Genomic DNA, 13,417 nt, shown 5'->3' on the forward strand with positions numbered 1-13,417 from the left:
TGATTCCCCTGAGGCCGTCGGACAAGTCTCTACCTAAGTCAAAAATGGACCAAACAACGCTGATCCCCGTAGCGCGCGATTATCTAGTAGCCCGCGAAACAACGCATCAGGGACAACGAAGTATTTGTAGCGAAACCCTACGTTTTTAGGCATTAAAGTCGTTTTTAATACATTCATGTCTGTAAGAGAAAGGTCACAGGGCCATCATTGACCAAATGCACCTGCATATCTGCGCCAAAACGCCCCGAGGCCACCTTGCCATGCAATTGTTGCGCTTGTAACAGCAAGTGATCAAAAAGCGCCGCTCCCAGGGCCGGCGGCGCGGCGGTGGAGAAGCTTGGCCGCAGGCCGCTCTTGGTATCCGCTGCCAGGGTGAACTGCGACACCAGCAGCAATCCCCCATCGATATCCTTCAACGACAGGTTCATCTTGCCCTCGTCGTCGCTGAACACCCGGTAGTTAAGCAGCTTGTGCAGCAGTTTGTCGGCGCTCTCGGGCGTATCTGAAGGTTCGACGGCCACCAGCACCAGCAAACCCTGTTCGATCGCCCCGACAATTTCGCCCGCCACTTCGACCCGGGCGCCGCGCACCCGTTGCAGCAGGCCCTTCATGCTTCTTCTGGCGGTAGATCAAGCAGGCGCCGTGCCATTTCGCCGGTCGCGCGTACCAGTGCATCGGTAATACCAGGCTCGGACGCCGCATGGCCCGCTTCACGGATGACCTGCAGCTCGCTGTTCGGCCATGCCTGATGCAGCTCCCAGGCGTTATCCAGCGGGCAGATCATATCGTAGCGGCCATGGATGATTACGCCAGGCAGATGGGCGATCTTGTGCATATCGCGAATCAGCTGGTTGGGCTCCAGGAAGGAGTTGTTGGTGAAGTAGTGGCACTCGATACGCGCAATGGACAGCGCACGCTGAGGCTCGGAAAAACGCTCCACGTGCTGCGGGCTCGGGCACAGGCCCAGCATGCGCCCTTCCCAGCCGGACCAGGCCTTGGCGGCGTGCATCTGGGCGATCTGGTCGTTGCCGGTCAGGCGTTTGTGGTAGGCCGCGATCATGTCGTGACGCTCATCGGCAGGAATCGGCGCGATGTAGTCCTGCCAGTAATCCGGGAACAGGCGGCTGGCACCAGCCTGGTAGAACCATTCGATGTCCTGCGGGCGGGCGAGGAAAATACCGCGCACGATCAGGCCATGCACACGTTCAGGGTGGGTTTGCGCGTAGGCCAGGGCCAGGGTCGAGCCCCAGGAGCCGCCGAACAGCACCCATTTGTCGATGCCAAGATGTTCGCGGATGCGCTCAAGGTCGGCGACGAGGTCCCAGGTGGTGTTGTTTTCCAGGCTGGCGCGCGGGGTGGAACGGCCGCAGCCACGCTGGTCGAAGGTAACGATGCGGTACAGGTTGGGATCGAAATAGCAGCGGCTCTGGGCATCGCAACCGGCGCCAGGGCCACCGTGGATGAATACGACAGGCAAGCCTTCGGGGGAGCCACTTTCATCGACGTAGAGCGTGTGGGTGTCATCGACGGCCAGATCGTGCCGGGCGTAGGGTTTGATCTGCGGGTACCAAGTCTGCATTGCGCGCTCCGTAGGGGGTCGGGTTCATCCCTGGGGGGACGTCTTTTATTTTGCCGTCTGGCACTATAAACCCGAATTGTGCAATGAGCATGTCCTTGAGCGCTTAGACCTGTGTCAGCCCTTCACTCCTCAGGTAATTCAGCAGATAACCGTACAGCCGATCCACCTCCGGGGCCTGGCCGCGCGCGCGTAAACAGCCGTGGACCAGGCCTTTGCCCGGATACAACAGCGCAGGCACGCCAGCCTGTTGCAGGCGCTCGGCATACAGCACGCCGTCGTCGCGCAGCGGGTCGAATTGGGCCACGGCGATCAAGGCCTTGGGCAAACCACTGAAATCCTCGGCCAGCAGCGGCATGGCATAGGCTGACGCCGTGCCCGAACCACGCAGGTAAAGCGCGAGGTAGCCATCGGTGTCGGCACTGCTGAGCAACGGCGCGTCCCTGCAGTCACAGCGCGATGGCAAATCGGCCGGGCCGCCCAGTCCGGGGTAAATCAGGACCTGTACGCGCGGCATAGGCTGGCCATCATCGCGCAAGCCCAGGCACAACGCCGCCGCCAGGTTACCGCCCGCACTGTCACCCACCACCGCCAGGCGTTGCCGGTTGATGGCGTGCGGGCACTCCCCTGCCTGGATCGCCTGCCACACCGCGCGGCAATCGTCGTAGGCAGCCGGGAACGGGTGCTCGGGCGCCAGGCGGTAGTCGATGGCGATTACCAGCACCTGAAGGGCATTGGCCAGCTCGAAACAGATGAAGTCGTGGGAATCCAGGCCGCCGACCACCCAACCACCGCCATGTATATAGAGGAGGCATGGCCAGCCATCGGCGGGTGGCGGTGTTGAGGGCAGATAGCTGCGTGCGCCCACGCCGGCCAGGGTGAAGTTCGCAAGCTGCAAGCCTTGCGGTTTCGGCGGGGTGAATGCCTGGCACATGCGGTCGTAGCTTTGGCGCAGGCCCACCAGGGAAGAGTCGTCGCTGGTGAAGGACGCGGTTTTTTCGACGAAGGCGGCGAGTTGCGGGGATAGTGGGTACATACGCAATGATCTCTGGCACAGCAGGTTCAAGGCCTGCGGGGGCTTGCTTGCGATTGTGGTGGATCAGTCACCGGATAGGGTGTGAGGCATGGCGCTATCGGGGGCAAGCCCCCTCCCACCGTTGGGGCTGCATTTGGCTTAGGGTTTGAGGTAGGCCTGGAGCGACGCCAAGCCATCGCTGCCATCAAATGCTGTAACCCCGGCCAACCAGCGCTGCAAATCCTCGGGGTGGTCGCGCAGCCATTGCCTGGCCACGTCCTGTGGTGACTGGCGCTCCATGATCGGCACCATGAGCTGGCTTTCCTGGGCGGCGGTGAAGGTCAGGTTTTCCAGAAGCCGGTTCGCATTCGGACAACGCTCGGCAAAATCCGGTGCAGTGACGGTGGAGACCGTGGCGCGCCCTTCGTCAGGACCGAACACATCTTCGCTGCCCGTGAGATAGGCCATTTTCATGTTGATGTTCATCGGGTGCGGGGTCCAGCCGACAAACACCACGAACTCCTTGCGGTTCACCGCGCGTTGCACGGCGGCCAGCATGCCCGCTTCACCGGAGGCCACCAGCTTGAAGCCGCCCAGGCCGAAGTGGTTGGTGTCGATCATTTTCTGAATATCGGTATTGGCGCCGCTGCCGGGCTCGATGCCGTAGATCTTGCCGCCGAGCTTGTCCTTGAAGCGGGCAATATCGGCAAAGGTCTTCAGCCCGGCGTCGGCCACGTATTGCGGCACGGCCAGGGTGGCCTGGGCGTCGGCCAGGCTGGGCCTATCAAAGACCTTGACCTGCCTGGCGGCCAGGAACGGCGCGATGTTGTTGTCCATCGCCGGTTTCCAATAGCCGAGGAACACGTCCAGGCGTTTGTCGCGAATGCCGGCGAAGATGATCTGCTGCACAGCACTGGTCTGTTTGCTGTCATAGCCCAGGCCGTTGAGCAGCACGTCGGCCATGCCCGAGGTGGCGACCACATCGGTCCAGCTGACCACGCCCATGCGGATGGATTTGCAGGAGGCCGGCTCGGCGGCCAGGGCTTGGGCACTGAGCAGTGCCGCGCCGGTGAGGGTCAACAGGTAACGGTTGAACAGTCTTTTCATGAAAGAGGTCTCACTCGGCAGCTTTTATTGTGGGAAGTGGCGTCTGGTGCGCCGTACCCACAACCTTACCGAGCGAGACCTCTCTCAACACGACCTGTGGCGACTGTGAGTTGCACAGAGGCGACCGTTCGTCACCCGTAGCGCTTGCGCCCCCACGCCAGCAAGCCTTCCAGCAACTGCTTCAACACCACTTGCGTCGGCTCGGCCAGATCCGGGCGATAGCGGAACGGCTCGAACTCCTCCATATACGTGCTCTGGCATAACTCCAACTGCACGGCATGGATATCCTGCGCCGGGTTGCCGTAATGGCGGGTGATATGGCCGCCCTTGAAGCGCCCGTTCAAGACGTGGGTGTACTGAGGATGGGTGGCGCAGATGGCCTCGAGCTGGCTGGCCAGTTCCGGATCACAGGCGGCGCCGTTGAAGGTGCCCAGGTTGAAGTCCGGCAGTTTGCCGTCGAACAGGTGCGGGATCACCGAGCGGATCGAGTGCGCATCGAACAGCAGCGCATAACCGAACTCGGCCTTGAGCCGTGCCAGTTCTTCTTGCAACGTGCGGTGGTAAGGGCCCCATATTTTTTGCAGGTAGCTGGCGCGTTCGGTCTCGCTCGGCTCCAGCCCCTCGCGGAACAACGGCACGCCGTCGAACAACGTGGCCGGGTACAGACCGGTGGTGGCGCCTGCATACAATGGCTTGTCGTCGGACGGACGATTCAAGTCGATGACGAACCGCGAATACTCGGCCGACAAGGTGCTGGCGCCCAGTTCATCGGCGAAGTCATACAGCGTGGGGATGTGCCAATCGGTGTCCGGCAGGCTTTGCGCTTCGGGGATCAACCCGGCTTCCACCGCAGGCGTCAGGCGCAGCCCGGCGTGGGGCATGCTGATCAGCAGCGGCACACGGCCTTGTTTGAAGTTCAGAACCTTATCCACAGCAATGCTCCTTACACAGTGACGTCGACGCCGTGGCGCACGACGCGTTTATCCAGCTCGCCACCCAGCCAGTAGGCCAGGTCGGCGGGGCGATCAATCTGCCAGGCGACAAAATCGGCGACCTTGCCCACTTCCAGGGACCCATGGGTGTCGCCCATGCCAAGGGCGGTGGCCGCATGTTGCGTGGCACCGGCCAGGGCTTCTTCCGGGGTCATGCGGAACAGGGTGCAGGCCATGTTCAGCATCAGGCGCACCGACAACGCTGGCGAGGTGCCTGGGTTGAGGTCGCTGGCGATGGCGATCTTCACGCCGTGCTTGCGCAGGGCATCCATCGGCGGCAGCTGGGTTTCGCGCAGGAAGTAGAACGCGCCCGGCAGCAAAACGGCGACGGTGCCGGCAGCGGCCATGGCGATGGCGTCTTCTTCGGTCATGAATTCCAGGTGGTCCGCCGACAGCGCGTGGTAACGCGCCGCCAGGCTGGAGCCGTGCAGCGACGACAACTGCTCGGCATGCAGCTTCACCGGCAGGCCGAGTTGCTGGGCGACCTTGAACACGCGCTCGACCTGCTCGGTGGAAAACGCCAGGTATTCGCAGAACGCATCCACCGCGTCCACCAGCCCTTCCGCCGCCAAGGCCGGCAGCATCTCGGCGCAGATGTGCTCGATGTAATCGTCGGCGCGATCCTTGTACTCCGGCGGCAATGCATGGGCCGCCAGGCACGTGGCGCGCACGCTGACCGGCAGCGCGTCGCCAAGGCGCCGAGCCACCCGCAACATCTTGCGCTCGTTGGCCAGGTCCAGGCCGTAACCGGACTTGATCTCCACCGTGGTCACGCCGTCGCGCAGCAGGCTGCGCAAGCGCTTGTGGGCGCTGGCGAAGAGTTCATCCTCCGTCGCGGCACGGGTGGCGCGCACGGTGCTGGCAATACCGCCGCCCTTGGCCGCAATGTCGGCATAGCTCACGCCTTCGAGGCGCTGCTCGAATTCGCCGCTGCGATTGCCACCAAACACCGTGTGGGTGTGGCAGTCGATCAGCCCGGGAGTGACCCACGCGCCTTGCAGGTCATGCACCTGGGCGTAATCCGCCGTCGGTACTTCGCTGCGCGGGCCGATCCACTCGATGAGCGAACCTACGGTGACCATGGCCGCATCCTCGATGATCGAGTATTTGCCCTGGGCCATGGTTGCGACGTGGCAGTGCTGCCAAAGGGTTTTCATCCGACACTCCTAGGGTTACAGGCTCGGCAGCAACTTGGCCGGCACCAGCTCATTCAAGCAGCGGCTGGCGAGCAGCTCGCTGGCGGCGATGATGTCCGGGGCGAAGAAGCGGTCCTTGTCATAGAACGCCACTTTGGCGCGCAGGATGCCACGGGCTTTTTCCAGTTTCGGCGAGGTTTTCAGGCCTTCACGCAGGTCCAGGCCCTGGCACGCAGCCAGCCATTCCACCGCAAGGATGCCGCGCGTGTTCTCGGCCATTTCCCACAGGCGCTTGCCGGCTGCCGGGGCCATCGACACGTGGTCTTCCTGGTTGGCGGACGTCGGGATGCTGTCGACGCTATGGGGATGGGACAGTGCCTTGTTCTCGCTGGCGAGTGCTGCAGCGGTCACCTGGGCGATCATGAAGCCGGAGTTCACCCCACCATTGCCCACCAGGAACGGCGGCAGTTGCGACATGTGCTTGTCCATCATCAGCGAGATACGACGCTCGCTCAGGGAACCGATTTCAGCGATGGCGAGGGCCATGTTGTCAGCGGCCATGGCCACCGGTTCGGCGTGGAAGTTGCCACCGGAGATCACGTCCCCCTCAGCGGCAAATACCAACGGGTTGTCGGACACGGCGTTGGCTTCGACCACCAGCACCTCGGCCGCCTGGCGCAACTGAGTCAGGCAGGCGCCCATGACTTGTGGCTGGCAGCGCAGGGAGTACGGATCCTGCACCTTGTCGCAGTTCTGGTGCGACTGCGACACCTGGCTGCTCTCACCCAGCAGGTCACGGTAGGCCGCAGCCGAATCGATTTGCCCACGTTGACCGCGAGCCGCATGAATACGTGCGTCGAACGGCGAGCGCGAGCCCAGCACCGCTTCCACGGTAAGGCCGCCGCAGGCCAGGGCACCGGCGAACAGGTCTTCGCCTTCGAACAGGCCACGCAAGGCATAGGCGGTGGACACCTGGGTGCCGTTGAGCAGCGCCAGGCCTTCCTTGGCGGCGAGTGTCAGCGGCGTCAGGCCGGCGACTTTCAGCGCGTCGGTGGCCTCCAGCCATTCGCCCTTGTAGCGCGCCTTGCCTTCGCCCAGCAGCACCAGGGACATGTGGGCCAACGGCGCCAAGTCACCGGAAGCGCCCACCGAGCCTTTCAACGGAATATGCGGGTACACCTCGGCGTTGATCAGCGCGATCAGCGCGTCGATCACCTGCCGGCGAATCCCGGAGAACCCACGGCTGAGGCTGTTGACTTTGAGCACCATGACCAGCCGTACCAGCGCATCGCTGATCGGCTCACCGACGCCGGCGGCGTGGGACAACACCAGGGAACGCTGGAGGTTTTCCAGGTCTTCGCTGGCGATGCGGGTCGAGGCCAGCAGGCCGAAACCGGTGTTGATGCCATAGGCGGTGCGGTTCTCGGCGAGAATCTGCTCCACGCAGGCGACACTGGCTTCGATCTGGGCCGAGGCACTGTCATCCAGGCTGAGGGTTACCGGCTGCTGGTAGATGGCCCGCAGTTGGGCGAGGCTCAGTTGGCCTGGAATCAGGTTTAGCGCAGTCACATTCATACTCCTTGTGAATTATTCTTTTGAAATACGTGTTCAGTGCAGATTCGGTAATGCGGTGTCCTTGAGCACCTTGGCGGCAGCCGCAATATCCGGCGCCAGCCAACGGTCCTGCTCATAGGCGGGTACCACTTCACGCAGCAGGCGCCAGGCCCTGTCGGTGCCCGCCCCGAAGCGTTGGTCTTTCAGGAATTCGAAGGCCTGGGCCGCCAGCAGGTACTCGATGGCGAGGATCTGGGTGACGTTGGCCAATACCTGGTGCAGCTTGAGCGCGGCGTTGGTGCCCATGCTCAGGTGGTCTTCCTGCAGCCCCGAGGTGACGAAGTTGTCGAGCACCGCCGGTTGCGCCAACTGGCGGTTCTGTCCGCACAGTGAGGCGGCGACGTACTGCACGATCATCATCCCGGAATTGACCCCAGGGTTGCTCACCAGGAACGCCGGCAGGCCGCTGACGTGCGGGTTGATCAGGCGGTCGAGGCGGCGTTCGGCGACCGACCCGATTTCGGCCATGGCAATCGCCAGCATGTCGGCGGCCAGGGCGACGGACTGGCCGTGGGGGTTGGCCTGGGACACCACGCGGTAGTGGTCCGGTGTGCCGAGCACCAGCGGGTTGTCGGTGACGCTGTTGAGTTCGGTCTCGATCTGGCGAGTCGCGTGCTCCACCTGGTCGCGCACCGCGCCGTGGATCTGCGGGATCGAGCGCAGGCTCAGGGCGTCCTGGGTGCGGATACCTTTGCTGCTGGCGATCACTTCACTGCCATCGAGCAACGCACGCAGGTTGCTGCCGACATGCTGCATGCCCGGGTGCGGCTTGAGGGCGATGATTTCTTCGTCGAAGGCGTCGATCTGGCCGCGCTGGGCCTCAAAGCTCATGGCGCCGATCACGTCGGCCCATTGCAGCAAATGATGGGCGTCGGCCAGGGCCAGGCAGCTCAGGCCGGTCATGCACGGCGTGCCGTTGACCAGGCACAGGCCGTCCTTGGCGCCGAGCACCACCGGCTGCAAACCTTCTTCGTCCAGGGCCTGTTGCGCCTGGACGATCTGGCCGCGATAGCTCACATCACCGACACCCAGCAGCGCCACGCCGACATGGGCCATATGGGTCAGGTAACCCACCGAGCCCTGGGACGGTACTTGCGGCGTGATGCCGTGGTTGAGCAGTGCCAGCAGCGAATGCACCACCTGCGGATGCAGGCCGGATTTGCCGTGGCTGTAGTTGATGACCGCCGCGCAGATAATCGCGCGGGTCTGCTCGTCGCTGAGGACCGGGCCGACGCCGCAGGCGTGGCTCAACAGGGTATTGCGCGACAGCTGGCTCAGTTGCTCGCCTTTAAGCGACACGTTGCACAAGGCGCCCAGGCCGGTGTTCACGCCGTAGGCACGTTCGCCGCTGGTGACGATGCGCTGCACGATGGCCTGGGCATTGTCGATACGCGCCCAGGCCTGGCCCGAGAGTTCAAGCACCGCGCCGTGACGGGCCACGGCGACCACGTCCTGCCAGCGCAGGGGGGTGTCGGCGATGATGATTTTTGCTGCCTGGGACATTGTTGACCTCTTCATATTCTCTACAGCTTCGCCGGCCTCATCGGGGGCAAGCTCCCTCCCACTGGGGAATGCATTCAAAATGTGGGAGGGAGCTTGAGCCTCACCACAGAACCTGGGTCAGACCACCGCCGCGCGCCGCTGAACAAACCGATCCACATACTCATCCGCCGGCGAATGCAGGATCTCCCGCGGCGTGCCGACCTGGATCAGCCTGCCGTCCTTGAGGATCGCGATGCGGTTGCCGATGCGCACGGCCTCGTCGAGGTCGTGGGTGATGAACACGATGGTCTTGTGCAGGGTCTTTTGCAGCTCAAGCAACTGGTCTTGCATTTCGGCGCGGATCAGCGGGTCGAGGGCGCTGAACGCTTCGTCCATCAGGATGATGTCGGTGTCAGCGGCCAGGGCGCGGGCCAGGCCTACACGCTGGCGCATGCCGCCGGAGAGCTGGTGCGGGTACTTGTTTTCGTAGCCCTTGAGGCCCACGGTTTCGATCCAGTGCAGCGCGCGTTCAGCGCAGACCTGCTTGGTTTCGCCACGCACCTTGAGGCCGTAGGCGACGTTGTCGAGCACGCTCTTGTGGGGCAGCAGACCGAAGCTCTGGAACACCATGCTGATCTTGTGTCGACGGAATTGGCGCAGGGCGTCCATGTCCAGTTGCAGGATGTCTTCGCCGTCCACCAGGATCGCGCCGCTGGTGGGGTCGATCAGGCGGTTGAAGTGGCGCACCAGCGTGGATTTACCCGAGCCTGACAGGCCCATGATCACGAAGATCTCACCGGTGCCGATGCTCAGGGACAAATCGTTCACGCCGACCACGCAACCGGTCTCGGCTAGCACCTGGTCCTTGGTCTTGCCCTGGCCAACCATCGCCAGCGCCTCCTTGGAGCGGGCGCCAAATATCTTGAAGACGTTTTTAACTTCGATTTTGCTGACAGTAGTCATTTGCTCGCCTCATGCCGTGGACGACCATAGGCCTGGGTAATGCGGTCGATGACCACTGCGAGAATCACGATCGCCAGCCCGGCTTCGAGGCCACGGCCGACGTTGAGGGTCTGGATGCCGACAAGCACGTCTTCACCCAAGCCACGGGCGCCGATCATCGAGGCGATCACCACCATCGACAACGCCATCATGGTGGTCTGGTTGATACCGGCCATGATGCTCGGCAGCGCCAGCGGCAATTGCACGCCGAACAGCTGTTGCCAGCGGTTGGCACCGAAGGCGTTGATAGCCTCCATGACTTCGCCGTCGACCTGGCGAATCCCCAGGTCGGTGAGGCGAATCAGCGGCGGCGCGGCGTAGATCACCGTGGCGAAGATCGCCGGCACCTTGCCCAGGCCAAACAGCATCAGCACCGGGATCAGGTACACGAAGCTGGGCATGGTTTGCATGATGTCGAGCAACGGCATCAGCACCGAGCGCAGGCGATTACTGCGCGCCGACAGGATGCCCAGCGGGATGCCGATCAACACCGAGATCACCGTGGCGACCATCATCAGCGCCAGGGTCTGCATCAGCTTGTCCCACAGGCCAACCGCGCCCACCAGGAACAGCAGACCGACGATCACCGCCGTGGTCACCACCTTGCGAGTGGCATGCCAGGCAACACCGCCGACGATGGCCAGCATCAGCCACCAGGGGGCTGCACGCAGCAACCCTTCCAGGTTGACGATGGCCCACAGCAGGGTGTCGGAGATTTGCCGGAACACATCGCCGTAGTTGGTGACCAGTGAATCCACCCAACCGTTGACCCAGTCGGCGATGGAAAACGTAAAACTCTCAGGAAACATAGCGTGCTCTCGATCCAATGGGTTGTAGCCAGGCACCCGGCCACCCCTCAGGGTAGCCGTGCACACTTGACCTACAAGGCCGCGTCGATTTTCTTGGCTGCGTCTTCACTGACCCAGGCGTGCCAGACTTCAGGATGTTCCTTGAGGAAAATTTTCGCCAGTTTCGGCGACTCAATGCGTTCCTTGGCCATGCGCCCCAGGTTCTGGTTCAGCAGGTCGATGGGCAGGTTGACCTTTTCCAGCACGGCCACCAGTTCCGGGGCTTGTTCGTGGAAGGTCTTGGACAGGCCGACCTTGATGCTCACGGTCTTATCCACACCGGGTTTTTCTTCCAGCTTGACCAGGTCGACCTGGCCCATCAACGGGGTTGGCGACCAGTAGTAGAACAGGATCGGCTCGCCGCGCTTGTAGCTCGACAGCACTGCCGCATCCAGCGCCGGGCCGGTGCCTGGGCGGAAGTTGGTGTAGGTGCTTTCCAGGCCATAGCTCTTGAGCATTTCGCTGTTGTCCAGCTCGCAGGTCCAGCCGGCCGGGCAGTTGTAGAAACGGCCCTTGGACGGTTCTTCCTGGTCCTTGAACACCGAGGCGTACTTGGCCAGGTCGGCGATGTTTTTCAGGCCCGGCGCCTTGGGTTCAAGCTTGCGCTTGGCGTCGCCTTCGATCACGTAGCGCGGTACGTACCAGCCTTCGATAGCGCCCACCACAGGGGCACCGACACCGACGACTTTGCCGGCCTTCTCGGCCTTGTTCCAGACTTCGCTGCGGCCGACCCATTCTTCGGCAAACACTTGGATGTCGTTGCTGCTCAGGGCGTTTTCCATGGTGATGGAGTTGCCTGGCAGGCTGTCGGTTTTGCAGTCGTAGCCTTTTTCCAGCACGGTTTGCAGGATGTCGGTGAGCAACATGCCGCTTTCCCAGTTCAGGCCGGCGAATTTCACCGGTTTGCCGGATTCACACCAACCGGCCGCCTGGGCGCCAGCAGTGGCCAGCAAGCCCGCAGAGAATACGGTGGCCAACAGGGTCTTATGCATTTTCATTGTTGTGACGCTCCCAATCATGAAATGGATTACGGCAGTCAGTAGGCATCCTGCCCTGTCCACGTCCCCTCAGGCCTGTGCAACCAGCCCGTTTGTCGTCGTTGGTACAGCGCCCTGCTCTTTCGGCAGGATCAGGTGTTCAGGGTGTGCGGCGGGCCACTTTTTCGCAGCCCAGTAGTAAAGCGCGGCGGGGAGTACCAGGCCGATGATCCAGGAAATATCCACATCACCCAGGGCCGCCACCAGGGGACCGGTGTAGAACTTGGTGGAGATGAACGGCAATTGCACCAGCACACCGAAGACATACACGCTGATACCGAGCAGGTTCCAACGGCCATAGCGCCCGTTTGGATCGGCCAGCGCCGGTACGTCGTAGCGATCACGGGTGATGCAGTAGTAGTCAACCAGGTTGATCGCGCTCCATGGCGTAAAAAACGCCAGCAGGAACAGGATGAAGGACTTGAACGCCCCCAGGAACGAGTGCTGCCCGAGCAAGGCGATCAGAGTCGCCGTACCGACGATGACCAGCACGAAAAACAGCCGCTGCAAGCGCGTGACCTCCAGGCGACCGCGAAAGCCGCTGATGATGGTGGCAATGCACATGAAGCTGCCGTAGGAGTTCAGCGTGGAGATAGTGACTTTGCCGAACGCGATGCTGAAATACAGCAGCGCCGCAGTGGCCCCCGTACCACCCAGGCCCACGATGTAGGCCACTTCGTGGCCGGCAAATTGCCCGTTGGACATGGCCGCGGCAAACACGCCGAGGATCATCGCCACCTGTGCACCCACCACCGAACCTGCACCTGCGGCAAGAAAGGTTTTGACCGAGGACGTCGTGCTCGGCAGATAGCGTGAATAGTCCGCCACGTATGGGCCGAAGGCGATTTGCCAGGAGGCCGCGAGCGACACCGCCAGCAGGAAGCTGCTCCAACTGAAGTGACGGATTTGCAGGAGTGCGCCCACGTCGGCCTGGCTCATCAGACGGCTGAACAGGTAGACAAAGGCAATCACGCCAATGACGCTGGCAACACGGCCGATGAAGTGGATCACCCGGTAACCGAGCACCGTGACCAGCACGATGACACTGGCGAAGATCAGGATCCCGACGCTGTCGCTGACGCCAAACAACTGGCCCAGGGCCTGACCGGAAAGCACGGTGCCCGTTGCGGTGAAACCGAGGTACATCAAGCAGACCAGTACGATCGGGATCGCCGCGCCGTACACACCGAACTGCACCCGGCTGGAGATCATCTGCGGCAGGCCCAGCTTGGGCCCCTGCGCCGCATGCAACGCCATCACGCCGCCGCCCAGCAGTTGACCGATCAACAGACCGATCAACGACCAGAACACATCACCGCCCAGCACCACGGCCAGGGCCCCGGTGACGATCGCGGTGATCTGCAGGTTGGCACCCAGCCACAGGGTGAACTGGCTCAATAGACGACCGTGTCTTTCCGCTTCCGGGATGTAGTCGATCGAACGTTTCTCGATCAACGGGGTGGTGCTTGCACGCGCGTCACTTGCAGCCATGGGTGTTCAACCTCTGATGGATTGTTTTGGGGGTCGCCGCCGCTCAACTGTGGAAGGGGGCTTGCTCCCGATAGCAGTGGGTCAGTCACCAGACCTATTGGCTGATACACCGCCATC

At 62.6% G+C, this 13,417-nt stretch carries 12 protein-coding genes; all 12 read right to left on the minus strand.

Annotated features, from left to right (window positions below; translation table 11 throughout):
* Positions 1–173: 173 nt before the first annotated feature.
* The 12 genes from dtd to HDC32_RS22555 all read right to left on the minus strand — a co-directional run bounded on the left by dtd (position 174) and on the right by HDC32_RS22555 (position 13,300).
* Complete coding sequence (gene dtd, locus HDC32_RS22500; protein WP_131696888.1) at positions 174–611, minus strand: D-aminoacyl-tRNA deacylase; 438 nt, start codon at positions 609–611, stop codon at positions 174–176.
* The gene (gene pip, locus HDC32_RS22505) at positions 608–1,579 is read right to left on the minus strand and encodes a prolyl aminopeptidase (RefSeq protein ID WP_027605045.1); all 972 of its coding nucleotides are present in this window, start codon (positions 1,577–1,579) and stop codon (positions 608–610) included. Before pip ends, dtd begins: the two co-directional genes overlap by 4 nt.
* A gap of 103 nt (positions 1,580–1,682) precedes the next feature.
* Complete coding sequence (locus HDC32_RS22510; protein WP_184745491.1) at positions 1,683–2,612, minus strand: alpha/beta hydrolase; 930 nt, start codon at positions 2,610–2,612, stop codon at positions 1,683–1,685.
* Between the two features lie 138 nt (positions 2,613–2,750).
* Positions 2,751–3,698: a choline ABC transporter substrate-binding protein gene (locus HDC32_RS22515; RefSeq protein ID WP_184745493.1), complete on the minus strand. Its 948-nt coding sequence runs from the start codon at positions 3,696–3,698 to the stop codon at positions 2,751–2,753.
* 131 nt (positions 3,699–3,829) lie between these two features.
* Entirely contained in the window at positions 3,830–4,630 is an 801-nt protein-coding gene (gene hutG, locus HDC32_RS22520) for an N-formylglutamate deformylase (protein WP_131696891.1), read from the minus strand.
* Positions 4,631–4,641: 11 nt separating this feature from the next.
* Positions 4,642–5,847, minus strand: a complete 1,206-nt coding sequence (gene hutI / locus HDC32_RS22525; RefSeq protein WP_184745495.1) for an imidazolonepropionase — start codon at positions 5,845–5,847, stop codon at positions 4,642–4,644.
* A 15-nt stretch (positions 5,848–5,862) separates the two neighbouring features.
* Positions 5,863–7,401 (minus strand): histidine ammonia-lyase, encoded by a 1,539-nt coding sequence (hutH, locus tag HDC32_RS22530; RefSeq protein WP_131696893.1) that lies wholly within the window; start codon positions 7,399–7,401, stop codon positions 5,863–5,865.
* 33 nt (positions 7,402–7,434) lie between these two features.
* On the minus strand, positions 7,435–8,943 hold the full coding sequence (hutH, locus tag HDC32_RS22535; RefSeq protein WP_184745497.1) for a histidine ammonia-lyase: 1,509 nt from the start codon (positions 8,941–8,943) through the stop codon (positions 7,435–7,437).
* Positions 8,944–9,060: 117 nt separating this feature from the next.
* Positions 9,061–9,885 (minus strand): glycine betaine/L-proline ABC transporter ATP-binding protein, encoded by an 825-nt coding sequence (locus HDC32_RS22540; RefSeq protein WP_051429333.1) that lies wholly within the window; start codon positions 9,883–9,885, stop codon positions 9,061–9,063.
* The gene (locus tag HDC32_RS22545; protein ID WP_032890174.1) at positions 9,882–10,733 is read right to left on the minus strand and encodes a proline/glycine betaine ABC transporter permease; all 852 of its coding nucleotides are present in this window, start codon (positions 10,731–10,733) and stop codon (positions 9,882–9,884) included. The genes HDC32_RS22540 and HDC32_RS22545 overlap by 4 nt, the downstream gene beginning before the upstream one ends.
* 71 nt (positions 10,734–10,804) lie before the next feature.
* A complete protein-coding gene (locus HDC32_RS22550; protein WP_131696895.1) occupies positions 10,805–11,770 on the minus strand; it encodes an ABC transporter substrate-binding protein in 966 nt (321 codons plus the stop codon).
* Positions 11,771–11,839: 69 nt separating this feature from the next.
* Positions 11,840–13,300 (minus strand): purine-cytosine permease family protein, encoded by a 1,461-nt coding sequence (locus HDC32_RS22555; RefSeq protein WP_131696896.1) that lies wholly within the window; start codon positions 13,298–13,300, stop codon positions 11,840–11,842.
* Between the last annotated feature and the right edge of the window lie 117 nt (positions 13,301–13,417).

It is taken from the genome of Pseudomonas sp. JAI120 (assembly GCF_014207255.1).
Classification (GTDB): domain Bacteria; phylum Pseudomonadota; class Gammaproteobacteria; order Pseudomonadales; family Pseudomonadaceae; genus Aquipseudomonas.